19 protein-coding genes, 2 tRNA genes and 3 rRNA genes are annotated in these 25,025 nt (G+C 61.7%); 18 read left to right on the plus strand and 6 right to left on the minus strand.

What is annotated here, in order from left to right; genetic code table 11:
- Positions 1 to 447: 447 nt before the first annotated feature.
- From ACFJI2_RS00130 to rrf, 5 genes are all read left to right on the plus strand, one after another.
- A 16S ribosomal RNA gene (locus ACFJI2_RS00130) occupies positions 448 to 1,979 on the plus strand.
- A gap of 64 nt (positions 1,980 to 2,043) precedes the next feature.
- Positions 2,044 to 2,120: transfer RNA gene (locus ACFJI2_RS00135), tRNA-Ile, on the plus strand.
- Positions 2,121 to 2,140: 20 nt separating this feature from the next.
- Positions 2,141 to 2,216: transfer RNA gene (locus ACFJI2_RS00140), tRNA-Ala, on the plus strand.
- A 199-nt stretch (positions 2,217 to 2,415) separates the two neighbouring features.
- Positions 2,416 to 5,288: ribosomal RNA gene (locus ACFJI2_RS00145) — 23S ribosomal RNA — on the plus strand.
- A gap of 133 nt (positions 5,289 to 5,421) precedes the next feature.
- Positions 5,422 to 5,534, plus strand: a 5S ribosomal RNA gene (gene rrf, locus ACFJI2_RS00150).
- Together the 16S, 23S and 5S rRNA genes with 2 tRNA genes alongside form the textbook arrangement of a ribosomal RNA operon.
- Positions 5,535 to 5,608: 74 nt before the next feature.
- Here rrf and ACFJI2_RS00155 read toward each other — a convergent pair.
- The 4 genes from ACFJI2_RS00155 to ACFJI2_RS00170 all read right to left on the minus strand — a co-directional run bounded on the left by ACFJI2_RS00155 (position 5,609) and on the right by ACFJI2_RS00170 (position 8,466).
- On the minus strand, positions 5,609 to 5,956 hold the full coding sequence (locus tag ACFJI2_RS00155) for a DUF1840 domain-containing protein (RefSeq protein WP_028833891.1): 348 nt from the start codon (positions 5,954 to 5,956) through the stop codon (positions 5,609 to 5,611).
- Between the two features lie 61 nt (positions 5,957 to 6,017).
- Positions 6,018 to 6,572: a hypothetical protein gene (locus ACFJI2_RS00160; RefSeq protein ID WP_377703241.1), complete on the minus strand. Its 555-nt coding sequence runs from the start codon at positions 6,570 to 6,572 to the stop codon at positions 6,018 to 6,020.
- Between the two features lie 41 nt (positions 6,573 to 6,613).
- Positions 6,614 to 8,140 carry a YifB family Mg chelatase-like AAA ATPase gene (locus ACFJI2_RS00165; protein ID WP_377703242.1) on the minus strand — a complete coding sequence of 509 codons (1,527 nt, stop codon included), beginning with the start codon at positions 8,138 to 8,140 and terminating at the stop codon, positions 6,614 to 6,616.
- An 80-nt stretch (positions 8,141 to 8,220) separates the two neighbouring features.
- Complete coding sequence (locus tag ACFJI2_RS00170; protein ID WP_028833888.1) at positions 8,221 to 8,466, minus strand: accessory factor UbiK family protein; 246 nt, start codon at positions 8,464 to 8,466, stop codon at positions 8,221 to 8,223.
- 241 nt (positions 8,467 to 8,707) lie between these two features.
- Between ACFJI2_RS00170 and ACFJI2_RS00175 the strand changes: the two genes are divergently transcribed.
- The 13 genes from ACFJI2_RS00175 to ACFJI2_RS00235 all read left to right on the plus strand — a co-directional run bounded on the left by ACFJI2_RS00175 (position 8,708) and on the right by ACFJI2_RS00235 (position 21,310).
- Positions 8,708 to 9,466: a TorF family putative porin gene (locus ACFJI2_RS00175; RefSeq protein WP_107878153.1), complete on the plus strand. Its 759-nt coding sequence runs from the start codon at positions 8,708 to 8,710 to the stop codon at positions 9,464 to 9,466.
- An 11-nt stretch (positions 9,467 to 9,477) separates the two neighbouring features.
- On the plus strand, positions 9,478 to 9,816 hold the full coding sequence (locus tag ACFJI2_RS00180; RefSeq protein WP_107878151.1) for a P-II family nitrogen regulator: 339 nt from the start codon (positions 9,478 to 9,480) through the stop codon (positions 9,814 to 9,816).
- 19 nt (positions 9,817 to 9,835) lie between these two features.
- Positions 9,836 to 11,368, plus strand: coding sequence for an ammonium transporter (locus tag ACFJI2_RS00185; RefSeq protein ID WP_377703243.1), 1,533 nt, complete (start codon positions 9,836 to 9,838; stop codon positions 11,366 to 11,368).
- A 151-nt stretch (positions 11,369 to 11,519) separates the two neighbouring features.
- Positions 11,520 to 12,821: a glutamate--cysteine ligase gene (gene gshA, locus ACFJI2_RS00190; protein ID WP_107878147.1), complete on the plus strand. Its 1,302-nt coding sequence runs from the start codon at positions 11,520 to 11,522 to the stop codon at positions 12,819 to 12,821.
- 107 nt (positions 12,822 to 12,928) lie between these two features.
- Complete coding sequence (gene gshB, locus ACFJI2_RS00195; RefSeq protein WP_107878145.1) at positions 12,929 to 13,882, plus strand: glutathione synthase; 954 nt, start codon at positions 12,929 to 12,931, stop codon at positions 13,880 to 13,882.
- A 10-nt stretch (positions 13,883 to 13,892) separates the two neighbouring features.
- Entirely contained in the window at positions 13,893 to 14,294 is a 402-nt protein-coding gene (locus tag ACFJI2_RS00200) for a PTS sugar transporter subunit IIA (RefSeq protein ID WP_377703244.1), read from the plus strand.
- A 25-nt stretch (positions 14,295 to 14,319) separates the two neighbouring features.
- Positions 14,320 to 14,589, plus strand: a complete 270-nt coding sequence (locus ACFJI2_RS00205) for an HPr family phosphocarrier protein (RefSeq protein WP_056398190.1) — start codon at positions 14,320 to 14,322, stop codon at positions 14,587 to 14,589.
- A 45-nt stretch (positions 14,590 to 14,634) separates the two neighbouring features.
- Complete coding sequence (gene ptsP, locus ACFJI2_RS00210) at positions 14,635 to 16,380, plus strand: phosphoenolpyruvate--protein phosphotransferase (RefSeq protein WP_377703245.1); 1,746 nt, start codon at positions 14,635 to 14,637, stop codon at positions 16,378 to 16,380.
- A 90-nt stretch (positions 16,381 to 16,470) separates the two neighbouring features.
- Positions 16,471 to 17,613 (plus strand): homoserine O-acetyltransferase, encoded by a 1,143-nt coding sequence (locus ACFJI2_RS00215; RefSeq protein WP_107878141.1) that lies wholly within the window; start codon positions 16,471 to 16,473, stop codon positions 17,611 to 17,613.
- Positions 17,610 to 18,221, plus strand: coding sequence for a methionine biosynthesis protein MetW (gene metW, locus ACFJI2_RS00220; protein ID WP_107878139.1), 612 nt, complete (start codon positions 17,610 to 17,612; stop codon positions 18,219 to 18,221). Before ACFJI2_RS00215 ends, metW begins: the two co-directional genes overlap by 4 nt.
- Entirely contained in the window at positions 18,221 to 19,483 is a 1,263-nt protein-coding gene (locus ACFJI2_RS00225) for an AmpG family muropeptide MFS transporter (protein WP_377703246.1), read from the plus strand. The genes metW and ACFJI2_RS00225 overlap by 1 nt, the downstream gene beginning before the upstream one ends.
- Positions 19,480 to 20,382 (plus strand): M48 family metallopeptidase, encoded by a 903-nt coding sequence (locus ACFJI2_RS00230; RefSeq protein WP_377703247.1) that lies wholly within the window; start codon positions 19,480 to 19,482, stop codon positions 20,380 to 20,382. Before ACFJI2_RS00225 ends, ACFJI2_RS00230 begins: the two co-directional genes overlap by 4 nt.
- Before the next feature lies 1 nt (position 20,383).
- Positions 20,384 to 21,310, plus strand: a complete 927-nt coding sequence (locus ACFJI2_RS00235; protein WP_377703248.1) for a pseudouridine synthase — start codon at positions 20,384 to 20,386, stop codon at positions 21,308 to 21,310.
- Between the two features lie 4 nt (positions 21,311 to 21,314).
- Here ACFJI2_RS00235 and ACFJI2_RS00240 read toward each other — a convergent pair whose 3' ends face one another.
- Both ACFJI2_RS00240 and ACFJI2_RS00245 read right to left on the minus strand, forming a co-directional pair.
- Positions 21,315 to 24,131: an Ig-like domain-containing protein gene (locus tag ACFJI2_RS00240; protein WP_377703249.1), complete on the minus strand. Its 2,817-nt coding sequence runs from the start codon at positions 24,129 to 24,131 to the stop codon at positions 21,315 to 21,317.
- Positions 24,132 to 24,217: 86 nt separating this feature from the next.
- A complete protein-coding gene (locus tag ACFJI2_RS00245; protein WP_107981699.1) occupies positions 24,218 to 24,991 on the minus strand; it encodes an exodeoxyribonuclease III in 774 nt (257 codons plus the stop codon).
- Positions 24,992 to 25,025: the final 34 nt, after the last annotated feature.

Raw genomic sequence — 25,025 nt, forward strand, 5'->3', positions numbered from 1 at the left:
TGATCCGTTCTGGTACAGCCGGGACGGATCAAATGCCACGCCAGGGCCGTTAGCCGTGCCGTTTCCTTCTACTTAGCAAGCCTGATGCCATCACCTTACATGAACCTGAAATAGCGCTTGCCTATGGGACAGGGACTTGCTATAGTTCTGTCCCCGCGCTACTGAACTTCGCAGCGCAGGCGAAAAAGAGGGGGTTGACGAAGAAAGCGAAACGCTTCATACTCTTCCTTCTTCGCTGCTGACAAACAAAACGCTTTGTCAAGCGCAGCAGATCTTTAAAAATTAACAGTCGATAAGTGTGGGCGTTTGATGATGATGCCGGAGGCGCAAGCCTCTTAGCTCAAATTATTAAACGCTTACACAATATATTAAACGTGACCTTCGAAAGAAGGAATCGTCAGTATTTTGAGTGAGCGACCTCGATAGAGATATCGAAAAACAGAGATTGAACTGAAGAGTTTGATCCTGGCTCAGATTGAACGCTGGCGGCATGCTTTACACATGCAAGTCGAACGGTAACAGGGAGCTTGCTCCGCTGACGAGTGGCGAACGGGTGAGTAATATATCGGAACGTACCCAAGAGTGGGGGATAACGTAGCGAAAGTTACGCTAATACCGCATACGATCCAAGGATGAAAGCAGGGGACCGCAAGGCCTTGTGCTCCTGGAGCGGCCGATATCTGATTAGCTAGTTGGTAGGGTAAAGGCCTACCAAGGCATCGATCAGTAGCTGGTCTGAGAGGACGACCAGCCACACTGGAACTGAGACACGGTCCAGACTCCTACGGGAGGCAGCAGTGGGGAATTTTGGACAATGGGCGCAAGCCTGATCCAGCAATGCCGCGTGAGTGAAGAAGGCCTTCGGGTTGTAAAGCTCTTTTGTCAGGGAAGAAACGGGCGTGGCTAATATCCATGTCTAATGACGGTACCTGAAGAATAAGCACCGGCTAACTACGTGCCAGCAGCCGCGGTAATACGTAGGGTGCAAGCGTTAATCGGAATTACTGGGCGTAAAGCGTGCGCAGGCGGTTTTGTAAGTCTGTCGTGAAATCCCCGGGCTCAACCTGGGAATGGCGATGGAGACTGCAAGGCTAGAATCTGGCAGAGGGGGGTAAGAATTCCACGTGTAGCAGTGAAATGCGTAGAGATGTGGAGGAACACCGATGGCGAAGGCAGCCCCCTGGGTCAAGATTGACGCTCATGCACGAAAGCGTGGGGAGCAAACAGGATTAGATACCCTGGTAGTCCACGCCCTAAACGATGTCTACTAGTTGTCGGGTCTTAATTGACTTGGTAACGCAGCTAACGCGTGAAGTAGACCGCCTGGGGAGTACGGTCGCAAGATTAAAACTCAAAGGAATTGACGGGGACCCGCACAAGCGGTGGATGATGTGGATTAATTCGATGCAACGCGAAAAACCTTACCTACCCTTGACATGGAAGGAATCCCCGAGAGATTGGGGAGTGCCCGAAAGGGAACCTTTACACAGGTGCTGCATGGCTGTCGTCAGCTCGTGTCGTGAGATGTTGGGTTAAGTCCCGCAACGAGCGCAACCCTTGTCATTAGTTGCTACGAAAGGGCACTCTAATGAGACTGCCGGTGACAAACCGGAGGAAGGTGGGGATGACGTCAAGTCCTCATGGCCCTTATGGGTAGGGCTTCACACGTCATACAATGGTACATACAGAGGGCCGCCAACCCGCGAGGGGGAGCTAATCCCAGAAAGTGTATCGTAGTCCGGATTGTAGTCTGCAACTCGACTGCATGAAGTTGGAATCGCTAGTAATCGCGGATCAGCATGTCGCGGTGAATACGTTCCCGGGTCTTGTACACACCGCCCGTCACACCATGGGAGCGGGTTTTACCAGAAGTAGGTAGCTTAACCGCAAGGAGGGCGCTTACCACGGTAGGATTCGTGACTGGGGTGAAGTCGTAACAAGGTAGCCGTATCGGAAGGTGCGGCTGGATCACCTCCTTTCTAGAGTATGGCGCCACGCCAAACGCTCACACTTATCGGCTGTTGAAGATTAAGGAACAGTAATGGGGCTGTAGCTCAGCTGGTTAGAGCACCGTGTTGATAACGCGGGGGTCGTTGGTTCGAGTCCAACCAGCCCTACCAGTCTCATTGGTAATGCCATTGGGGGATTAGCTCAGCTGGGAGAGCACCTGCTTTGCAAGCAGGGGGTCGTCGGTTCGATCCCGTCATCCTCCACCACTGCATTTACTCAAGACTACGGGTTTTCGGTAAGTGTAGTAATCGTTCTTTAAAAATTTGGAAGAAGTAAAGATTTATTATTTTCGTTTGATCGCAAGATTAAACGAGGGTAGTGATTGTATGTATCAACAAACGCAACAACGTAGTACTTCTTGCTTTGTAACGGTTCTTTGTTAGTCGCAAGGAATCAATGTTATAGGGACAAGTGAATAAGTGCACATGGTGGATGCCTTGGCGATTACAGGCGATGAAGGACGTAGAAGTCTGCGATAAGCCTCGGGGAGCTGACAAACAAGCTTTGATCCGAGGATTTCCGAATGGGGAAACCCGGCCTTATAGGTCATTGCATGCTGAATACATAGGCATGCAAAGCGAACGCGGCGAACTGAAACATCTAAGTAGCTGCAGGAAAATAAATCAACCGAGATTCCCAAAGTAGTGGCGAGCGAAATGGGATGAGCCTGCATGATTTAGCATGACGCATAGTGGAACGCCCTGGAAATGGCGGCCATAGCGGGTGATAGCCCCGTACACGAAATGCGACGTGTGGAACTAAGTATGCGACAAGTAGGGCGGGACACGAGAAATCCTGTCTGAAGATGGGGGGACCATCCTCCAAGGCTAAATACTCGTAATCGACCGATAGTGAACCAGTACCGTGAGGGAAAGGCGAAAAGAACCCCGGGAGGGGAGTGAAATAGATCCTGAAACCGTGTGCATACAAACAGTAGGAGCGGACTTGTTCCGTGACTGCGTACCTTTTGTATAATGGGTCAGCGACTTACATTCAGTGGCAAGGTTAACCAGATTGGGGAGCCGTAGAGAAATCGAGTCCGAACAGGGCGCCAGTCGCTGGGTGTAGACCCGAAACCAAGTGATCTACCCATGGCCAGGTTGAAGGTGCGGTAACACGCACTGGAGGACCGAACCCACTAATGTTGAAAAATTAGGGGATGAGCTGTGGGTAGGGGTGAAAGGCTAAACAAACTTGGAAATAGCTGGTTCTCTCCGAAAACTATTTAGGTAGTGCCTCAAGTATCACCATCGGGGGTAGAGCACTGTTATGGCTAGGGGGTCATCGCGACTTACCAAACCATTGCAAACTCCGAATACCGATGAGTGCGAGCTTGGGAGACAGACGTCGGGTGCTAACGTCCGGCGTCAAGAGGGAAACAACCCAGACCGCCAGCTAAGGTCCCAAAGATTGGCTAAGTGGAAAACGAAGTGGGAAGGCTAAAACAGTCAGGATGTTGGCTTAGAAGCAGCCATCATTTAAAGAAAGCGTAATAGCTCACTGATCGAGTCGTCCTGCGCGGAAGATGTAACGGGGCTAAGCCAGTCACCGAAGCTGCGGATATGCGTAAGCATATGGTAGGAGAGCGTTCTGTAAGCCTGCGAAGGTGTCTTGTAAAGGATGCTGGAGGTATCAGAAGTGCGAATGCTGACATGAGTAGCGATAATGGGGGTGAAAAGCCCCCACGCCGTAAGCCCAAGGTTTCCTGTTCAACGTTCATCGGAGCAGGGTGAGTCGGCCCCTAAGGCGAGGCAGAGATGCGTAGCTGATGGGAAGCAGGTTAATATTCCTGCACCGTCGTATGATGCGATGGGGGGACGGATCGCGGAAGGTTGTCTGACTGTTGGAATAGTCAGTTTCTGCTTCATAGAAGGCACTTAGGCAAATCCGGGTGCGCAATTCAAGGGAGCGGGACGAGCGGACTTGTTCGCGTAGCAATCGGAAGTGGTTCCAAGAAAAGCCTCTAAGCTTCAGTCATACGAGACCGTACCGCAAACCGACACAGGTGGGCGAGATGAGTATTCTAAGGCGCTTGAGAGAACTCGGGAGAAGGAACTCGGCAAATTGGTACCGTAACTTCGGGAAAAGGTACGCCCCGGTAGCTTGGCTGATTTACTTCAGTAGGGCGAAAGGGTTGCAATAAACTGGTGGCTGCGACTGTTTAATAAAAACACAGCACTCTGCAAACACGAAAGTGGACGTATAGGGTGTGACGCCTGCCCGGTGCTGGAAGATTAAATGATGGGGTGCAAGCTCTTGATTGAAGTCCCAGTAAACGGCGGCCGTAACTATAACGGTCCTAAGGTAGCGAAATTCCTTGTCGGGTAAGTTCCGACCTGCACGAATGGCGTAACGATGGCCACACTGTCTCCTCCCGAGACTCAGCGAAGTTGAAGTGTTTGTGATGATGCAATCTACCCGCGGCTAGACGGAAAGACCCCATGAACCTTTACTGTAGCTTTGCATTGGACTTTGAACCAATCTGTGTAGGATAGGTGGGAGGCTTTGAAGCGGGGACGCCAGTTCCCGTGGAGCCAACCTTGAAATACCACCCTGGTTTGTTTGAGGTTCTAACCTTGGTCCGTGATCCGGATCGGGGACAGTGCATGGTAGGCAGTTTGACTGGGGCGGTCTCCTCCTAAAGTGTAACGGAGGAGTTCGAAGGTACGCTAGGTACGGTCGGACATCGTGCTAATAGTGCAATGGCATAAGCGTGCTTAACTGCGAGACCGACAAGTCGAGCAGGTACGAAAGTAGGACATAGTGATCCGGTGGTTCTGTATGGAAGGGCCATCGCTCAACGGATAAAAGGTACTCTGGGGATAACAGGCTGATTCCTCCCAAGAGTTCATATCGACGGGGGAGTTTGGCACCTCGATGTCGGCTCATCACATCCTGGGGCTGTAGCCGGTCCCAAGGGTATGGCTGTTCGCCATTTAAAGTGGTACGTGAGCTGGGTTTAAAACGTCGTGAGACAGTTTGGTCCCTATCTGCCGTGGGCGTTGGAAATTTGAAGGGGGCTGCTCCTAGTACGAGAGGACCGGAGTGGACGAACCTCTGGTGTACCGGTTGTCACGCCAGTGGCATTGCCGGGTAGCTAAGTTCGGAAGAGATAACCGCTGAAAGCATCTAAGCGGGAAACTTGCCTTGAGATGAGATTTCCCGGAGCTTTAAGCTCCTTGAAGGGTCGTTCGAGACCAGGACGTTGATAGGCTGGGTGTGGAAGTGCAGTAATGCATTAAGCTAACCAGTACTAATTGCCCGTAAGGCTTGTCCCTATAACATTGATAAGTTGTAGGCGAGAAGTGCGCATGTTGTGCGTAGTTGATACGCAATCGCTACTAATAAATCTGAATTCTTCCAAATTTTGCTGTTGCGGCGCCCAAGCGCCGCAAAGCTGACAAGTCAAAGCCTGATGACCATAGCAAATCGGTCCCACCCCTTCCCATCCCGAACAGGACCGTGAAACGATTTTGCGCCGATGATAGTGCTGCAACCAGTGTGAAAGTAGGTTATCGTCAGGCTAGTTATATTAAAAAGCCCCATCAGCCTGAACGCGCTCAAGATCGCGCTCAGTGCCGGTGGGGCTTTTTTTCGTCTAGACTCCCCAAACAATGTCGTGCCCATCCGAAATGGCGGCGCGCAGCATCTCCAGCAAGGGAAACACGCGGGCCGCGAAGCCGATGTGCTGTTTTTCAACCAGCGCGGCGTCGTCTTCCAGCGCCTCGGTGGAGTGGGTCTTGTCCTGGTGGTGCTCAATGTCCTGGTCGGGGTGCAGCTTGCTGAGCGCGACTTCGTGCTCCAGTGCCGCCAGGGCGCCGGCCGCTTCGGCCGCCGTGATCACGCCGCGCGTGGGACTCTTGTTCAACAGCTCAAGAATGCGCTCGGCGTGCTCTTTGTACATCATGACCGCAGGAGAGGATTTGGATTTGAATGTGATCAACATGGCGCTTTCCCCACTCTTGTTGTGCGTGTTCAAACGATAACACGACTTCCTTAATCGCACATTAGTTCAGCTTGAATGAACGCATGAACGTATCGATCTCGTCGTCCAGCATGTGCTTCTCCCGACCTATCACAACCAGCTGATAGACCCGTTTGTCCCTGGCAATGAAGCGCCCGACCATGCGCAGCGGTTCGCCGTTGCGCGAGCCTTTCGCGTCCACGTCGATCGACTGCTGCTGGTGGCTCGCGCCGCCGGCCGAGGAGGCCGCGCTGGCCTGCTTCTCCGACGTGATGGTGCCGCCGATATTGGCCACCATGGTGGTTTTCATCGCCGTAATCGCAGCCTGCGCGCGGGCTGCGTCGGCCAGCTCGGCGGCCCCCACGGCAAAGGTCACGCCGTCCACTTCCGCCGCCGCCATCTGCATGTTCACCTTCTCGCCGCCGAGGCTGATGCTGCGCGTGTGCGTGGCCGGTTTGGACGGGAACAGCACGGCATAGGGCGCTTCCGTGCTGCGGAAGTCGCGCCAGTCGAATTTGGGGCTGCAGGCACTGAGCACGGCGGCAGTCAGTGCGGCGCCCGCGGTGAGACGCATGAGCGTGGCAATGTTGGTATGCATGCTGTGATGGTAGCAGGCGGCAAGCATTGGCGCTATCGCCGCTACAAATCGAGCAAGGCACGGCGAAACTGGATGGCCTGGCTTACGTGCGCCTCGGTAATGGCGGCCGACTGATCCAGGTCCGCCACGGTGCGTGCCACCCGCAAAATCCGGTGATAAGCGCGCGCCGACCAGTGGAACTTCAGCATGCTGGCGCGCAGCACCGCTTTGCCTGCCCGGTCCAGCCTGCAATAGCGCTCGATCTCGCGCGTGCCCATCAGCTGGTTGCTCTTGCCCTGGCGTGCCTGCTGGATGGCCCAGGCTTGCTGCACGCGCGCGGCGATGACGGACGAACTTTCGCCGTCCGGAGGCGCCTCCAGCTCCTCGGGCGAGAGCGGGTTGACCGAGAGCAGCAGGTCCATGCGGTCCAGCAGCGGACCGGAGATGCGGCCCTGGTAGCGCGAGATGACGTCGGGCGGGCAGCGGCACTGCCCGCCGGGATGGCCGTGGTAGCCGCAGGGGCAGCCGTTCATGGCCGCCAGCAGCTGGAAGCGGGCCGGGAAGTCGGCCCGGTGCGCGGCCCTGGAAATGGTGACGCGCCCCGACTCCATGGGCTCGCGCAGCACTTCCAGTACGCGCCGGTCGAACTCCGGCAACTCGTCGAGAAACAGCACGCCCCGGTGCGCCATTGAGATTTCGCCGGGATGCGGCACGCTGCCGCCACCCACCAGCGCCACGCCGGATGAGGTGTGGTGCGGCGACCTGAAGGGACGGGTCTTCCAGCTGGCGGCGCTGAATTCCCCGCTGAGCGACTGCACGGCGGCTGCCTCCAGCGCTTCCTCGTCCGTCATGGCGGGCAGCAAGCCGGGGAAGCGCGCCGCCAGCATGCTCTTGCCGGTGCCCGGCGGCCCCACCAGCAGCACGCTGTGGCAACCGGCCGCCGCCACTTCCAGCGCGCGTTTGACGGTGGCCTGGCCCTTGACGTCGGAGAAGTCCGGGTAGTCGGGCGGGAGTTCCGGCGCGGCGCCCAGGTGGCGCTGCAGCGTGCCGGCACCGTCGTGGCAGGCGAAGTGGGCGCACACCTGCGTCAGCGTGGTGGCGGGATAGACGTGCGCGTCGCGCACCAGCGCCGCCTCGTCGGCGTTGGCCAGCGGCAGGATGAAGGCGCGCCGGCTTTTGGCTGCGCCGCACGCGGCGCGGTGCATGGCGTAAGTCATGGCCAGCGCGCCGCGTATCGGGCGCAGTTCGCCCGACAGCGAGAGTTCGCCGGCGAATTCATAGTCGCGCAAGGGGGAGGTGGGAATCTGGCCGGAGGCGGCCAGGATGCCGAGTGCGATCGGCAGATCGAAGCGGCCGGATTCCTTGGGCAGGTCGGCCGGGGCCAGGTTGACGGTGATGCGCTGGGCCGGCATTTCGTAGCCGGCGTTGTGGATGGCCGCGCGCACGCGGTCGCGCGCTTCCTTCACTTCGGTTTCCGGCAGGCCCACCATGGCGAAGGCGGGGAGGCCGTTGGCCAGGTGGACTTCCACGCTGACTTCCGGGGCTTCCATGCCCGCCAGCGCGCGGCTTCTCAGAACGGCAAGGCTCATGGCGTCCTCCCTGCGGCAAAGCGCGATCAGCCATCTTAGCGCGCAAGCCGGAGGGCGTTTTGACGCCACGCAAGGCTGGCTTATTTTGGTGCGGCGGCCTTCGCTTCCAGTTCCGCCAGGCGCGTTTCCAGCGCTTCCAGCTTGGCGCGGGTCTTGGCCAGCACCTGCGCCTGGATGTCGAATTCCTCGCGCGTGACCAGGTCCAGCTTGGCGAAGCCCTGGGTCATCATCGATTTCACGTTTTTCTCGATGTCCTTGGCCGGCGAATTTTCGATGGCCTGGTTGATCTTGCCTTGCAAGTCGTTGAAGAAGTTGTTCATGTCCATGATATTTCCTAGGTGTGAGGCTGGCACGCACCATTCCGGTGCGATGCCTGTAAATTAAGCATTAATATGGTGCGGGATAATCGCCGCAACCCGCCGCCATGCAGGCAATTGCCACTAACTATCTTGCAAGCTTGCAAGAACTCAGCTGGCACGCATTCTGCTAAAGAGGTGTAGAACGCTTAGGCTTAGCCTGGATTTTAAACCGCAACCGCTACAAAAGTTCAAACTAAAGGATATCGCCATGAAATACATGACCAAGCACCTGACTCTTGCAGCAGCAATCACACTCGCGATGGCTAGTCTGGGAGCCGGTGTGGCCCGCGCGGAAGACGCGCCAGCGGCGAAACCGGACAACGAAGTGTCGTTCAACGCGGCACTGACCAGCGACTACCGCTATCGCGGCATTTCGCAATCCCGCCTGAAGCCGGCCTTGCAGGCAGGCGCCGACTGGGTGAACAATCCGACCGGCTTCTACGTCGGCACCTGGGCCTCCAGCATCAAGTGGATCGACGACGCGGGCGGCGACGTGAACCTGGAATGGGATATCTACGGCGGCAAGCGCGGCGACATCGGCGGCGGCTTCAGCTATGACGTGGGCGGCCTGTACTACTTCTACCCGTCGAATGGCCTGCATCCCAGCGCCAACACCTTCGAAGTGTACGGCGCGGTCAGCTACGGCCCGGCCACGCTGAAGTACTCGCACTCGACCACCAATCTGTTCGGCTTTGCCGACAGCAAGAACAGCGGTTATGTTGACGCTTCGGTGAACCAGGAAATCACCGACGGCTACATCCTGAACCTGCACGTGGGCCACCAGAAGGTGAAACACAACAGCGATTTCAGCTACACCGACTGGAAAGTGGGCGTGACCAAGGATTACGGCGTGGTCACCGTGTCGCTGGCCGCCGTCAAGGCCACCACCGACGTCTACACCTCGGCGCACAACGGCAAAGACCTGGCCAAGCTGGGCGCTGTGCTGACTGTTTCGAAAACTTTCTAAGCGAGGCTCCCATGAAACTGATTACCGCCATTATCAAGCCCTTCAAGCTGGATGAGGTCCGTGAGGCCTTGTCGGCGATTAACGTGCAGGGCATTACCGTCACCGAGGTGAAGGGTTTCGGCCGCCAGAAGGGACACACCGAGTTGTATCGCGGCGCTGAATACGTGGTCGACTTCCTGCCCAAGACCAAGATCGAAGCGGCGGTGGACGATGCCGTGGTCGAGCAGGCCATCGAAGCCATCGAAGGCGCGGCCCGCACCGGCAAGATCGGCGACGGCAAGATTTTTGTCTACAACCTGGAACAGGTTATCCGTATCCGCACCGGCGAAACCGGCAACGACGCTCTCTAAGCCTAAGGGGAACTTTGAAATGAAGAAAACGATAACAAAACTGCTGGCTGGGGCAGCTGTCCTGTTTGCCTTTAGCGCGTCTCTGCCGGGCTACGCGCAAGACGCCAAGCCTGCCGAGGCCGCCGCCAGTGCACCGGCCGCTGCTGCAGCGGCGGCTCCCGCAGCAGCGCCGGCCGCCGCGCCGGCTGCCGCTGCGCCAGCCGAAGCGCCAGCCGCTCCGGCGCCGGTGGCGAACAAGGGCGACACCGCCTGGATGTTCGTGTCCACCCTGCTGGTAATCCTGATGACCATCCCCGGCCTGGCCCTGTTCTACGGCGGCCTGGTACGCTCGAAAAACATGCTGTCCGTGCTGCTGCAGGTGTTCATGGTGTTCTCCCTGATCATCGTGCTGTGGTGCTGCTACGGCTACTCGCTGGCGTTCACCGAGGGCAACGCGGTGTACGGCAAGTTCGACCGCCTGTTCCTGAACGGCATCTGGGACCCTGTCAAGGGCGCCTTCAGCGTCGCCGCCACCTTCAGCAAGGGCGTGGTGATCCCCGAGTTCATCTATGTGGCTTTCCAGGGCACCTTCGCCGCCATCACCTGCGGTCTGATCGTCGGCGCCTTTGCCGAGCGCGCCAAGTTCACCGCCGTGCTGGCCTTCATGGTGCTGTGGTTCACCTTCTCTTATCTGCCTATCGCCCACATGGTCTGGTTCTGGACCGGCCCGGACGCGATCAAGGACGCCGCCACCGCCGCCGTTGAAGGCGCGAAAGCCGGCTTCATCTTCCAGAAAGGCGCGCTGGACTTCGCCGGCGGCACCGTGGTGCACATCAACGCCGCCGTGGCGGGCCTGGTGGGCGCCATCATGATCGGCAAGCGCGTCGGCTACGGCCGCGAATCCATGGCCCCGCACTCGCTGACCATGACCATGGTCGGCGCCTCGCTGCTGTGGGTGGGCTGGTTCGGCTTCAACGCCGGTTCGGCCCTGGAAGCGGGCGACATCGCCGCGCTGGCCTTCATCAATACCCTGCTGGCCACCGCCTGCGCCACCGTGTCGTGGGTGTTCGGCGAATGGATCGCCAAGGGCAAGCCTTCCATGCTGGGCGGCGCGTCCGGCGCCGTGGCCGGCCTGGTGGCCATCACCCCGGCGGCCGGTTTTGTCGGCCCGATGGGCGCGCTGGTGATCGGCCTGCTGGCCGGCATCGTCTGCCTGTGGGGTGTGAACGGCCTGAAACGCCTGATCGGCGCCGACGACTCGCTGGACGTGTTCGGCGTGCACGGCGTGGGCGGTATCCTGGGCGCCATCCTGACCGGCGTGTTCGCTGCGCCATCGCTGGGCGGCCAGGGCATCTTCGACTACGTTGCCAACAAGGCATCGGCCGACTACTCCATCAGCGGCCAGGTGATCACCCAGCTGACCGCCGTCGGCATCACCATCGCCTGGTCGGCCATCGTGTCCGTCGTCGCCTACAAGCTGGTGGACATCGCCATCGGCCTGCGCGTGCCGGAAGAAGAGGAACGCGAAGGCCTGGACATCACCAGCCACGGCGAATCGGCATATCACGCATAAACGACGCCGGTTTTTCGCTGAATTTGCAGCAAAAGGCGCCCTCCGGGGCGCCTTTTTGCATTTCCCGGCCTTTAAATTGGCGTTTTTGCCCCGATTTGGGGAGCTCGCACGGTAAGATTAGACAGTTTCCCCAGTTGTTAAGGATGTAGCCATGGTTCCCCACCTCGTCACGGCCCTGACCGGACCGCTGCTCGACCTCGAAGAAAAAATCCTGGCCGCCACGCCGGCCATTGAGCGCTGGTTCCGCCTCGAGTGGCAGGAACATACGCCGCCGTTCTATTGCTCGGTGGACTTGCGCAATGCCGGCTACAAGCTGGCCCCGGTCGACACCAATCTGTTCCCGGGCGGCTTCAACCACCTGGCCAGCGAGATGCTGCCGCTGTCCGTGCAGGCCGCCATGGCCGCCATCGACAAATACTGCCCGGATGCGCGCAACCTGCTGCTGATCCCGGAAGTGCACGACCGCCACCCGACCTATCTGGAAAACGTGGCGCGCCTGATGCAGATCTTCCGCCAGACCGGCTTGCACGTACGCCTCGGGACGCTGAACCCGGAGATCACCCAGCCGACGCCGCTGGCATTGCCTGACGGGAATATGCTGGTCATCGAGCCGCTGGTCCGTTCGAGCAACGGCCGCCGCCTGGGCCTGAAGGATTTCGACCCCTGCACCATTTTGGTGAACAATGACTTGTCGGCCGGCATACCGGACATTTTGCAGAACATCCACGAGCAGAGCCTGCTGCCGCCGCTGCACGCCGGCTGGGCGCTGCGCCGCAAGAGCAACCATTTCACCGCCTATGATGAGGTGGTCAAGAAGTTCGGCAAGCTGATCGGCGTCGACCCGTGGATGCTCAATCCTTTCCACGCCAAGTGCGGCGAGGTGGATTTCCACAGCGGCGAGGGCCTTGATTGCCTGGCCTCCAATGTGGACGCGGTGCTGGCCAAGATCCGCAAGAAGTACAAGGAATACGGCATCAAGGACCAGAAACCGTTCGTCATCATCAAGCCGGACGCGGGCACCTATGGCAAGGGCATCATCTCGATCCGCGACGCGGCCGAGCTGAAGGACCTGTCGGCGGCGCAGCGCGACAAGATGGCAGTCATCAAGGACGGGCGCGTGGTGTCGGACCTGAATATCCAGGAGGGCGTGCCCACTTTCGAGTCCATCAAGGACGCGGTGGCCGAGCCGGTGGTGTACATGATAGACCGCTACGTGGTGGGCGGTTACTACCGTGTGCACGCCGAGCGCGGCGTGGACCAGAACCTGAACGCGCCCGGTTCGCAATACGTGCCGCTGGCCTTCGCGCAGCAGCACGCGGTGCCGGACCTGCGCGCCAAGCCGGGGACGGCGGCGCCGAACCGCTTCTATGTGTACGGCGTGGTGGCGCGCCTGGCGCTGCTGGCGGCGTCGTTGGAGATGGAGCGCACTGATCCGAATCCGGAAGTGTATTGAGGCGCGGCGGGTTACGCTACGCTAACCCGCCCTACGGGCCTCCCGGCTTGCCGGTGCGTCCGGCCAAACTCGGCTAAAATCAGGCATTACCTCGACTGGACGCGCCCATGAAAATTGCATTCCTTGCCGATCCGCTGGCAGGCTTCAAGACCTACAAGGATTCGACTTACGCCATGATGGTGGAGGCGGCCCGCCGCGGCCACGCGGTGTACGCTTTTGAACAAAAGGACCTGGCGCTGACCGGGGGCAAAGTGACGGCCCTGGTGTCGCACATCACGCTGACCGGCGACGCCTACGACTGGTTCCGCGCCTCGCCGCAGGAGGAGACCGGCCTGGATGCGTTCGACGCGGTCATCCAGCGCAAGGACCCGCCGTTCGACATGGAATACGTGTACGGCACCTATCTGCTGCAGCTGGCCGAGAAGCAGGGCGCGCGCGTGTTCAACAAGCCGTCCGCCATCCGCGACCATAACGAAAAGCTGTCCATCGCCCAGTTTTCTCAGTTCACCGCGCCCACGCTGGTCACCTCCAGCGAAGCGCGCCTGCGCGCCTTCCACGCCGAGCACGAGGACGTGATTCTCAAGCCGCTGGACGGCATGGGCGGCACCGGCGTGTTCCGCGTCAAGTCCGACGGCTTGAACCTGGGCGCCATCATCGAAACGCTGACCGCCAATGGCAAGACCACCATCATGGCGCAGCGCTACATCCCCGAGATCGTCAAGGGCGACAAGCGCATCCTGGTGATCGACGGCAAACCGGTGCCGTATTCGCTGGCGCGCATCCCGCAGGCGGGCGAAGTGCGCGGCAACCTGGCCGCCGGCGGCACCGGCGTGGCCCAGCCGCTGACCGCGCGCGACCTGGAAATTGCCGAAACCCTTGGCCCGGTACTGGCGGCGCGTGGACTGTTGCTGGTAGGATTAGATGTCATTGGCGACAACCTGACCGAAGTGAACGTCACCAGCCCGACCTGCTTCCAGGAGATCACGCAGCAGACCGGTTTCCAGGTGGCGGCCATGTTCATCGACGCGGTCGAGGCCCACAGCCAGGCGGCACAGGTATAAGAAGGCGAATATGGTAGGCATACTGCTTATGACGCACGCGCCGCTGGGCCAGGCTTTCATCGCGGCCTGCAACCACGTGTTTCGCGGCGTGACGGAACGGCTGGAAGCGATCGACGTGGTGGCGGACCAGGACCTGGAGGAGGTGCAGGGCCTGGCGGCTTCCGCCATCAAGCGCCTGGACGAGGGCGACGGCGTGCTGGTGATCACGGACGTGAAAGGCGGCACGCCCGCCAATTGCTGCAACAAGCTGGCCGACGCGGGCCGGGTCGAGGTGATCGCGGGCATCAGCCTGCCGATGCTGCTGCGCGCCATCACCTACCGCCGCGATACGCTGGACGTGGTAGTGGAAATGGCCCTGGCCGGCGCGCAGAGCGGCGCCGTCAGGGTGGACAACCGGATCAGGGTGGTTTAGCCCTATTTTGAGACGACTATAAAAAATGATTCAACAAGAACTCGAAATTATCAACAAGCTCGGTCTGCATGCGCGCGCATCCGCTAAATTCACCCAACTGGCAGCAAAGTACAAAAGCGACGTCTGGCTCACCCGCAACGCGCGCCGCATCAACGCCAAGTCCATCATGGGCGTGATGATGCTGGCAGCCGGCAAGGGCGCCAAAGTGACGCTGGAGGCCGACGGCGCCGACGAGAGCGATTGCATCGCCGCCTTGTCCGCGCTGGTCAACGACAAGTTCGGCGAAGGCGAGTAAATGCCGGATGACCGCAGCCATTTCCGCTCTCTGACAGGTCCGCCCATGGCATCGTTCACCCTCCACGGTATTCCTGTTTCACGCGGCATCGCCATCGGCCGCGCGCATCTGCTGGCGCCGGCGGCGCTGGACGTTAAGCACTACCTGGTGCCGGAAGAGCACCTGGAGGCCGAAGTGGTGCGCCTGCAGGAGGCGCTGGCCGCCGTGCACCGCGAGCTGCAAACGCTGTGGAACGAACTGCCGAAGGACGCGCCGACCGAGCTGGGCGCCTTCATCGACGTGCACGCGCTGATCCTGTCCGACCCGCTGATCTCCGAAGCGCCGCTGGACATCATCCGCACCCGCCACTACAACGCCGAGTGGGCGCTGCTGACCCAGATCGACGAGCTGTCGGCGCAGTTCGACGAAATCGAAGACCCCTACCTGCGCGAGCGCAAGGCCGACATCCAGCAGGTGGCCGAGCGCGTGCTGAAGGTGCTGATGGGCAGCGAGCCGCTGCCGGCCAAGGGCGTTGCGGGCGACGACGATTTCCAGGCCCAGATGATCGTGGTGGCGCACGATATTTCGCCGGCCGACATGCTCAAGTTCCGCGACCGCTCCTTCATCGGCTTCGTCACCGACGTGGGCGGCCAGAACTCGCACACGGCCATCGTGGCGCGCAGCCTGGACATCCCGGCGGCGGTCGGGATGTCGCAGGCCTCCACGCTGATCGAGCAGGACGACTGGATCATCATCGACGGGGACGCCGGCGTGGTGATCGCCAATCCGAGCGCGCTGGTGCTGGAGCAGTACCGCGAACGCCAGGCCACGCAGGCGCGCGCGCGCAAGAAGCTCAACAAGCTGAAGAAAACCGCGGCGGTGACCAAGGACGGCACCGTCATCACGCTGCTGGCCAATATCGAGCTGCCGGAGGATACGGCGGCCGCCATGGAGGCCGGCGCCAACGGCGTGGGCCTGTTCCGCTCCGAATTCCTGTTCATGGGGCGCGATGCGCGCATCCCGTCCGAGGACGAGCAGTTCGAGCAGTACAAGAAAGCCGTGGTGGCCATGAAGGGCCGCCCGGTCACCATCCGCACGCTGGACATCGGGGCCGACAAGCCGCTCGACCAGTCCGAGCACACGGCGCTCAATCCGGCGCTGGGCCTGCGCGCCATCCGCTACTGCCTGGCCGAGCCGCAGATTTTCCTGAGCCAGCTGCGCGCCATCCTGCGCGCCTCCGCCTTCGGCAAGGTGCGCATCCTGATCCCCATGCTGGCGCACGCCTTCGAGATCGACCAGTCGCTGGCGATGATAGAGCAGGCCAAGAACCAGCTGCGCGAGGCCGGCGTGAAGTTCGACCCGGACGTGGAAGTGGGGGCCATGATCGAAATCCCGGCCGCCGCCCTGGCGCTGCCGATGTTCGTCAAGCGCATGGACTTCCTATCCATCGGCACCAACGACCTGATCCAATATACGCTGGCGATCGACCGGGTTGATTATGAGGTGGCGCACCTTTACAATCCTCTGCATCCCGCAGTGCTGCAGCTGATCGCCATGACCATCTCGGCCGGCCACAAGGCCGGCATCGACGTGGCCGTGTGCGGCGAAATGGCGGGCGACGTCAAGCTCACCCGCCTGCTGCTCGGCATGGGGCTGCGCGAGTTCTCCATGCATCCGGCGCAGCTGCTGTCGGTCAAGCAGGAGATCCTCAACAGCGACCTGAATCTGATCGTGCCGCAAACCCGCAAGGTGCTGCGCTCGATGGAGCCGGGCGCCATTGCCGACGCCGTGGCCGCACTGCAGGCGATGTAACAACAATAACGCAAGCCTGCGGAACCCATCCTCGCGGTTCCGCATTGATCATTGGCCCGTGGGGCCGCGCAGTATTTATTCTGACCACCCATGCCTTCCATAGGAATCGTATCGCCGAAAACCATGCATTTCGCGGAGCCGCTGCAGCTGCAAAGCGGCGCACAGCTGCGCGACTATATGCTCATGTATGAAACCTACGGCACCCTGAACGCGGACAAATCGAACGCGGTCCTGGTGTGCCACGCACTGAACGCCTCCCATCACGTGGCCGGCGTGTATGCCGACCAGCCCAAGAACGTGGGCTGGTGGGACAATATGGTCGGTCCCGGCAAGCCGCTCGACACCGACCGCTTCTTCGTCATCGGCGTGAACAACCTGGGCTCGTGCTTCGGCTCGACCGGGCCGATGCACAACAATCCGGCCACCGGCAAGCCCTATGGCGCCGCCTTCCCCGTGGTGACGGTGGAGGACTGGGTGGCCGCGCAGGCGCGCCTGGCCGACCAGCTCGGGATCACCCAGTTCGCCGCCGTCATGGGCGGCTCGCTGGGCGGCATGCAGGCGCTGGCCTGGTCCATCATGCATCCGGACCGCCTGCGCCACTGCGTGGTGATCGCCTCCACGCCCAAGCTGTCGGCGCAGAACATCGCCTTCAACGACGTGGCGCGCACCGCCATCCTGACCGACCCGGACTACCGCGGCGGCGACTTCTACGAGCACGGCGTGGTGCCGAAGAACGGCCTGAAGGTGGCGCGCATGATAGGCCACATCACCTATCTGTCGGACGACGACATGGCCGAGAAGTTCGGCCGCAAGCTGCGCGGCGTGGAGGACTACAAGTTCGGCTTCGGCATCGATTTCGAGATCGAGTCCTACCTGCGCTACCAGGGCGACAAGTTCTCCGAGTACTTCGACGCCAACACCTATCTGCTCATTACCAAGGCGCTGGACTATTTCGATCCGGCGCGCCGCCATGGCGGCGACCTGGCCAAGACGCTGGCCGGCACCAAGGCCAAGTTCTTCCTGGCTTCCTTCACCACCGACTGGCGTTTTTCGCCGGAACGCAGCCGTGAAATCGTGCAGGCACTGATCAGTAACCGGCGCGAAGTCACCTACGCCGAGATCGACGCGCCGCACGGCCACGACGCCTTCCTGCTGGAAGATGAACGCTACATGAGCATGGTGCGCGCCTACTACGAGCGCGTGTGGAAAGAACAGCAGAAGGAACTGGCATGACATTCGATGATTTGAGCAGCGCGCGGCCGGACCTGGCCTTTATCGCCCATTGGGTGGGGCAGGGCGCGCACGTGCTGGACGTGGGCTGCGGCGACGGCGTGATGATGGACTACCTGCAAAGCGACAAGCGCTGCAGCGGCTACGGCATCGAGATCGCCGACGACAAGGTCCTGGAAAGCACCCGGCGCGGCGTGCAGGTGATCCAGCACGACATGGAAAACGGCCTGGGCCTGTTCGGCGACAATTCCTTCGACACGGTGCTGTGCCTGTCCTCGCTGCAGATGATGAAGCATGTGGAGCCGCTGCTGCGCGACATCGTGCGGGTGGGGAAGGAAGCCATCGTCTCCTTCCCCAACTTCGCCTACTGGCCGCACCGCGTGGCGCTGCTGAAAGGCCGCATGCCGGTGTCCGAGTCGCTGCCCTACGAGTGGTACGACACGCCCAACGTGCGCTGCGCCACCATCAGCGACTTCCGCGAACTGGCGGAAGAGGTGGGCCTGGAAGTGATGGAATGCGTGGCGCTGGCCGAAGGCCGGATCGTCACCGTGCTGCCCAACCTGCGCGGCGAGCTGGCAGTGTTCCGCCTGCGTAAGAAGACGGCGCACTGATGGCGCAGGCCGGCGCCAACCTCCAAGGCCCGTCCGGCTGGCGCGCGTACTTCAACGCGCGCGTGCTGGCGGTGCTGTTCCTGGGCTTCAGCTCCGGCCTGCCGCTATACACCCTGCTGTATCTCACCCAGGCCTGGCTGGCCAAGTCCGGCCTGGGGTTGAAGGAACTCGGCCTGTTCGCGGTCGTGATGTTCCCCTACACCTTCAAGTTCCTGTGGGCGCCCTTCATGGACCGCTACACGCTGTGGCGCGCCCTGGGGCGGCGGCGCGGCTGGATGGCGCTGACCCAGCTGGCGCTGTTCCTGTGCATGGGCGCCATGGGCATGCTGGACCCGCGCGAACAGCTGGCGCTGGTGGCCGCCGCCGTGGTGGCGGTGGCCTTCCTGTCCGCCAGCCAGGACGTGGTGATCGACGCCTACCGGCGCGAGATCCTGTCCGACAGCGAACAGGGACTGGGCGCGGCCGTCATCGTCAACGCCTACAAGGCCGCCAGCCTGGTGCCCAGCGCCATCGGCCTGGTGCTGGCCGACACGCTGCCCTGGGCCACCGTGTTCTGGATCGTGGCGGCCTTCATGCTGCCGGGCCTGGCATGCACCCTGCTGGCGAAGGAGCCGGCTGTGTACGGCGAACCGCCGCGCAACTTGCAGCAAGCCATCATCCTGCCGTTCCGCGAATTCATCGAGCGCGACGGCTGGCGCAAGGCGCTGCTGATCGTCGGCTTCATCCTGCTCTACAAGATCGGCGACAGCATGGCCACTGCGCTGTCCACCAAGTTCTTCCTCGACCTGGGCTTTTCCACCAAGCAAATCGGCTTGGCGGCCAACGCCACCGGCCTGTGGGCCAGCCTGGCCGGCGGCATCGTCGGCGGCGTGTGGATGGTCAAGCTGGGCATAAACCGTGCGTTGTGGGTGTTCGGCGTGCTGCAGGCGCTGGCCATCCTGGGCTTCGCCTGGCTGGCCAAGGCCGGGCCAGACACCACGCTGCTGGCGGCCGTGTTCGGCTTTGAAGCGTTCGCCAGCCTCGGCCTGGGCTCGGCCGCGCTGGTGGCGTTCATTTCGCGTTCCACCGACCCGCGCTACACTGCTACCCAATACGCACTGTTTTCCAGCCTGGCCGCCGTGCCGCGCACGTTCATCAACGCCTCCGTAGGGTTCGTTGTGTCACAGACCGGCTGGTTTAATTTCTTTATACTGTGCTTTTTGCTGGCAGCGCCCGCGATGATGATGCTGCCGAAAATCGCCCCATGGAATAGCAGACAATGAACTACCCGAACATGAAACCCTTGCTGCTGGCGCTGGTGTTCTCCTGCGCCGGCCTTGGCCTGCCGGCCAGTGCGGCTGCCCCTGCCCCTGCTGCCGCCCAGGACGGCATCCCCGTCACCAGTATGTCCAAGCTGCGCGGCCTGGCCAGCGCGGAGGAGTTCGACGCCCAGTCCAGGCAGCAATACCTGCAGCTGATGAGCGAAGCCCAGAAAAAGGGCGCTCTGGTGCCCGACAGCGACCCGCAAGTGGTGCGCCTGCGCGCCATCGCGCGCCGCATCGTGCCCTTCGCCACGCGCTGGAACCCGGACGCGGCGAACTGGAAATGGCAGGTCAACCTGCTGGACGCGCCCACCGTCAACGCTTTTTGCATGCCGGGCGGCCGCATCGCCTTCTACAGCGGCATCCTCACCAAGCTGAACCTGACCGACGATGAAGTGGCCATGGTCATGGGCCACGAAATCGCCCACGCGCTGCGCGAACACGCGCGGGCGCAGGCCGGCAAGACCGCCACCACGTCCGCGCTGACGCGCCTGGCCGGCGCCGGGCTATCGGCCTATTTCGGTGTCGATCCGCGCCTGGGTGAAGTGGGTAGCAGCGTGGTGACGCAGGGTCTGGCGCTCAAGTATTCGCGCGACGACGAGCGCGAGGCCGACCTGGTCGGCATGGACCTGGCGGCGCGCGCCGGCTACGATCCGCGCGCCGGCGAAGTGCTGTGGCAAAAAATGGGCAAGCAGAGTTCCGGCGCGCCGCCGGCCTTCCTGTCCACCCACCCGGCGGGCAAGGAGCGCATCCAGCGCATGAACGAATCGCTGCCGCTGGTGATGCCGGTGTACGCGCGCGCCAAGGGCGTGCAGCAGGCATCGCTGCCGCCGTACCGCACCACCCCAGCGCCGAACTGACATGCCGTTGCGCGACAAGGCGCAGCGCCAGCCGGCGCTGCCGTTGCCGATCCGGGACGGCGTGGCGCCCAGCTATCTGTGGCTGCCCGAGGGCAGCTGGGCCAATATGCTGGACTTCCTGGTGGAGCGCTACCCGGCTGTGAGCGCGGATGCGTGGCGCGAGCGCATGGCGCGCGGCGACGTGGTGGACGGCGAAGGCCGGCCGCTGCAGCCGTCCAGCCGCTACCGGCGCGGCATGCGCATCTTCTACTACCGCGAGCTGGAGCAGGCCGAGACGCCGATCCCCTTCCAGGAAGAGATCCTGTTCCAGGACGAGCACCTGGTGGTGGTGGACAAGCCGCACTTCCTGCCCATGATTCCCACCGGCCGCTTCCTGCACGAGACGCTGCTGGTGCGGCTGAAGAAGAAGCTGAACTTGCCGGACCTGACGCCCATCCATCGGCTGGACCGCGAAACGGCGGGCGTGGTGGTGTTCTCGTCCAATATCGCCAGCCGGGGTGCGTTCCAGTCGCTGTTCCAGAAGCGCGAAGTGCAGAAGGAATATGAGGCGCTGGCGCCGCGCCTGCATGGGCGCGCGTTCCCGTTCACCTACCGCAGCCGCATGGTCGATGGCGAGAAGTTCTTCGTCATGAAGGAGGAAGAGGGCGAGCCGAATTCGGAGACCGTGATCGATGTGATCGAGCACGGCTATGCGGGCGGGGACGCCACCCTGTACCGGCTATGGCCGCACACCGGCCGCAAGCACCAGCTGCGCCTGCACCTGGCCTCGCTCGGCATTCCCATCGTGAACGATGCGTTCTATCCGGTGGCGCTGCCGTGCAAGCAGGATGACGTGTCGCAGCCGCTCAAGCTGCTGGCGCGCTCGATTACCTTCCCCGATCCGGTGAGCGGCGGCATCCGTCACTACGAAAGCCGCCGCACGCTGTAGCGGATCAGGCCAGGCCGGCCATGTTGTCGACGGTGGGCGAGCCCACCACCATGATCAGGTGCGCGCCCGGATTGGTGTAAATATGATGGCCGCCCAGCAGGTCGCTGATGGCGTTCAGGCCCAGCGTCAGTACATTCAGCAGCGTGACTTCCTGCCAGCCGCCGGTGCCGGTCAGGTCGATATGCGCGCTGCTGGAGCCTTCTATGGTGAGCAGACTGTAGCCAGGGACAATGGACGAGGGCAAATTGAGGTCCCCCAACGCGGCCAAACTGCCCAGCTTAAGCGTGACGTCGCTGCCCAGCGCGAAGGATTCAAAGTTCTTGATCCTACCGGCTGCATCGGCCAGGTTGAGGGAGTTGATCAGCATCAGCGTATCCTGTCCTGCACCACCGTCGAGGTAGCCGGCGGCGCCGCCCACCAGGCCAACGCCATCGTTGCCGGCTCCGGCAATCAGTACCGTGCTGGCTGTGGCGGTGTAGGAGGCGCCGGTGCTGCTGCCGAACCAGGTCGGGCCGGTGCCGGAAATGTGAGGGTTGGTCGCCACGTTGCCGGCCAGGTCGGCGACGCGCAGCGCGATCCGGCCGCTGCTGTCGAGCGCGACACCGCTCGCGGTCCAGGTGCCATCTGCGGCCGTTGCCAAACTCCAGTCCGTGCCGTTGACGGAGTACTGGATTACTTCGCCCGCCAACAGCGTGCCCCCGTAGCTGCCGCTAATAGTCGTAGCGCTTGAGCTGAAACCGCTGGCGCCCAGCACCGCCGCCGTCGGCGCAACGCGGTCCAGCTTCAGGTCGAAGGCGAGGCTGCCGGCGCTGCTTTCCTGGCCTGCGACGTTGTACTGCTTGACCAGGATCTTGCCTGCTTCGTAGGTGCCGTCGTTCGGGATCTCGAAGACGACGTTGCCGCCGTCGGCATGCTGTTCGGACGAGTAGGTCTCGCCGCCGTCCAGCGAGTACTTCCAGAAGCTGGCGGTGATGCCGCTCACCGTGATGGTGGCGTTGCTCGTGATGCCGTCGCCGGCCGCGCCGGTTTCAGTGATGGCCAGCGTTGGCGCCAGCGGAATCACCTGGCTCTCGCTATTGATCAGGAAGCTCAGCAGCGCGCCTTCATTGGCGTACGAATTGTGCGCCATGTCCCACACATTGCCGGCGCTGTGGATCGAATAGGTGCCGCCGGCGGTCAACGGCTGGGCCAGATTGATGGTCAGCACATGCGTTTCGGCGTCGTACGTCAGGTAGTTATAGTCCGGCACTTGCTCGCCCGTGGGCGGCGGCGTTTCGAAGATGATTTCCACGCCGGATTCGCTCTGGTCTTTCCGGATCACGACGCCGTCGCTGGAAGACCAGTCGATGTCTTCGCTGAAGGTGAGCGTGATGGTCTTCAGGCCGGGATCGACCGCCGGGCCGTTGTTGACCGGCGCGGTGTGGCTGATCAGCGGGCCGGTGGTGTCGATGGTGATGTCGAGCGCCGTTCCGGTGGCCGCGCCGCGCACGCCGAGCGCGTCGCTGGCGTAGGCCACCAGGTGGTGTTCGCCTTCGGAGAGCGAATGCTCGCCATCGACCGTGATATCGATGCTGCCGCCGTACATGCCGAAGTCGGAAGCGGTCAGCGTATGCGTGCCGACCACCGTCTCGTTGGCCTCGTCGTAGATCTTGATGATGTCGCCCGCGATCAGGCCCGCTACGCTGCGGATGTCGAGGTGGACGGTCGGCGTGTCGTCCCTGGTCAGGCCGTCGTTCGGATGCGAGTCGGTGTCGCTATCGCTGTCCAGCGTCACGGCGAGGCTGGCCAGAGAGCCGGGCTTGCGCGTGTAGGTAACCGTGTTCCATTCGCCGCTGCCGTAGTTGCCCGCGCCATCCTTCACTGCTGCCGGGTTCAGCGCCACGTCGCCGCCCATCAGGCCTTCATTGCCCATGGTGAGGATGGCGGTCCAGGTCTTGCCGTCGGCGGAGGCTTCCAGGCTGCTGACAGAACTGTTGTGCTTGCCGAACGCTTCCGTGGTCAGTCCGGTCACTTTCTCGGAGAACACCACGGTCAGCCGCGCCGATTCGCCCACGCTGAGCGCTTCCTTGTCCAGCGAAATGCTGGCAATGGCGGGACCGGTGGTGTCGTAGGTGTATGCGTGGCTGAGCGCTTCCGTGCTTACGCCGGCGCTGTTGCTCACGCGCGCGCGCAAGGTGCCGCTGGCCGCGATGGTGGCGTCGTAGCTCCAGCTGTTGCCGTCCACCGTGGCCGCGTGCCAGGTGCTGCCGTCGATCGATACTTCCACCTTCTCGCCGCTGTGCAGTGCGCCCTGGAAGGTGCCGTTGAAGTGCTGCGCCGCGATATTGGTGACAAAGGGGCCTTCGCTGCCCCAGCTGGACATGGACAGCGTGTCCACCACCGCCGTCGGCGCTGGCACTTGCACCACCGGCGCGCTGACGGCGAAATTCAGTTTGGTCGCATCCGCCAGGCCGGCATAGCTCAGGCCGGACTCGCCCAGCAGCACGCCGCTACCCATCTGCACGCTGTAGCTGACGCCCGCTTTCAGGTCGGAACTCAGGTTGATGGTGACCTGGTTGCCATTAATCGTCACCTGGCTGGCATCCGAAATGCTGACCGTGCGCGTGTCCGTCGCCCCCACCAGGCGCGTGTGCATCAGGCCGTCCCGGCCCATGTACGTCTGCGTGGCGCCGTCGCTGATGGTGATGTAGCCGCTGCCGGCGTGCACCGCCGCGCTGAAGTTCAGCACGATGTTGGCGCTGGCGCTGACGGCGCCGGCATTGTCGGCGGGCGTGGCGGAAGTGAGTACCGGTGCGGGCACCGTGGAGGTGACGAGGGTCATAGGAATGGAAAAGGCAGAGGCAGGAGCGCTACCGTATAGTATCAATAAAGTAGCGCCAAAGCATCATATTTTACATATGGGAAATATCAATGCGGGTGGTAGTCAATGATGAGCGGCGCATGGTCCGAGAAGCGCTCATCCTTGTAAATCGCCACCTGGTGCGCCTTGCTGGCGATGCCCTTGGTTGCCACATGGTAGTCGATACGCCAGCCCACGTTCTTCGCATACGCCTGGCCGCGGTTGCTCCACCAGGTGTACTGCTCTTCGCGCTTGTCCAGGCCGCGGTGCACGTCGACAAAGCCCACTTCGTCGAACACGCGGGTCAGCCAGGCGCGCTCCTCGGGCAGGAAGCCGGAGTTCTTCTTGTTGCCCTTCCAGTTTTTCAGGTCGATTTCGTGGTGGGCGATATTCCAGTCGCCGCAGATGACCACCTCGCGGCCTTCCGCGTGCAGCTGTTTCAGGTGTTCAATGAACAAGTCCATGAAGCGGAACTTGGCTTCCTGGCGCTCCGGGCCGGACGAGCCGGACGGGCAGTAGACGGAAATGACGGTCAGCGGGCCGAAGTCGCAGCGCACGTAGCGGCCTTCGGCGTCGAATTCCGGGCTGCCGAAGCCGATCAGCACCGCATCCGGCGCGATCTTGCTGTAAATGCCAGTGCCGGAATAGCCTTTCTTCTCGGCGTAGTGGAAGTGGCCATGGTAGCCGCCGGGGTTGAGGAACTCGGGCGTCATGTCGGTCGCGACGGCTTTTAGCTCCTGTACGCAGACGAAGTCGGCATCTTGCTTCGCCATCCAGTTGAAGAAGCCCTTGGTGGCGGCGGAACGGATACCGTTCAGATTTGCGGAAATGATTTTTGGCATAGGGGTACAGGGATTAAAATACAGGCACTTACTA

Source organism: Pseudoduganella sp. UC29_71, assembly GCF_042693265.1.
In the GTDB taxonomy this organism is placed as follows: domain Bacteria; phylum Pseudomonadota; class Gammaproteobacteria; order Burkholderiales; family Burkholderiaceae_D; genus Rugamonas.

Excerpts from the sequence above, each read along its gene's own strand:
- ACFJI2_RS00155 (WP_028833891.1), bottom strand. The coding sequence starts at position 5,956 with ATGTTGATCACATTCAAATCCAAATCCTCTCCTGCGGTCATGATGTAC.
- ACFJI2_RS00160 (WP_377703241.1), bottom strand. The coding sequence starts at position 6,572 with ATGCATACCAACATTGCCACGCTCATGCGTCTCACCGCGGGCGCCGCA.
- ACFJI2_RS00165 (WP_377703242.1), bottom strand. The coding sequence starts at position 8,140 with ATGAGCCTTGCCGTTCTGAGAAGCCGCGCGCTGGCGGGCATGGAAGCC.
- ACFJI2_RS00170 (WP_028833888.1), bottom strand. The coding sequence starts at position 8,466 with ATGGACATGAACAACTTCTTCAACGACTTGCAAGGCAAGATCAACCAG.
- ACFJI2_RS00175 (WP_107878153.1), top strand. The coding sequence starts at position 8,708 with ATGAAATACATGACCAAGCACCTGACTCTTGCAGCAGCAATCACACTC.
- ACFJI2_RS00180 (WP_107878151.1), top strand. The coding sequence starts at position 9,478 with ATGAAACTGATTACCGCCATTATCAAGCCCTTCAAGCTGGATGAGGTC.
- ACFJI2_RS00185 (WP_377703243.1), top strand. The coding sequence starts at position 9,836 with ATGAAGAAAACGATAACAAAACTGCTGGCTGGGGCAGCTGTCCTGTTT.
- gshA (WP_107878147.1), top strand. The coding sequence starts at position 11,520 with ATGGTTCCCCACCTCGTCACGGCCCTGACCGGACCGCTGCTCGACCTC.
- gshB (WP_107878145.1), top strand. The coding sequence starts at position 12,929 with ATGAAAATTGCATTCCTTGCCGATCCGCTGGCAGGCTTCAAGACCTAC.
- ACFJI2_RS00200 (WP_377703244.1), top strand. The coding sequence starts at position 13,893 with ATGGTAGGCATACTGCTTATGACGCACGCGCCGCTGGGCCAGGCTTTC.
- ACFJI2_RS00205 (WP_056398190.1), top strand. The coding sequence starts at position 14,320 with ATGATTCAACAAGAACTCGAAATTATCAACAAGCTCGGTCTGCATGCG.
- ptsP (WP_377703245.1), top strand. The coding sequence starts at position 14,635 with ATGGCATCGTTCACCCTCCACGGTATTCCTGTTTCACGCGGCATCGCC.
- ACFJI2_RS00215 (WP_107878141.1), top strand. The coding sequence starts at position 16,471 with ATGCCTTCCATAGGAATCGTATCGCCGAAAACCATGCATTTCGCGGAG.
- metW (WP_107878139.1), top strand. The coding sequence starts at position 17,610 with ATGACATTCGATGATTTGAGCAGCGCGCGGCCGGACCTGGCCTTTATC.
- ACFJI2_RS00225 (WP_377703246.1), top strand. The coding sequence starts at position 18,221 with ATGGCGCAGGCCGGCGCCAACCTCCAAGGCCCGTCCGGCTGGCGCGCG.
- ACFJI2_RS00230 (WP_377703247.1), top strand. The coding sequence starts at position 19,480 with ATGAACTACCCGAACATGAAACCCTTGCTGCTGGCGCTGGTGTTCTCC.
- ACFJI2_RS00235 (WP_377703248.1), top strand. The coding sequence starts at position 20,384 with ATGCCGTTGCGCGACAAGGCGCAGCGCCAGCCGGCGCTGCCGTTGCCG.
- ACFJI2_RS00240 (WP_377703249.1), bottom strand. The coding sequence starts at position 24,131 with ATGACCCTCGTCACCTCCACGGTGCCCGCACCGGTACTCACTTCCGCC.
- ACFJI2_RS00245 (WP_107981699.1), bottom strand. The coding sequence starts at position 24,991 with ATGCCAAAAATCATTTCCGCAAATCTGAACGGTATCCGTTCCGCCGCC.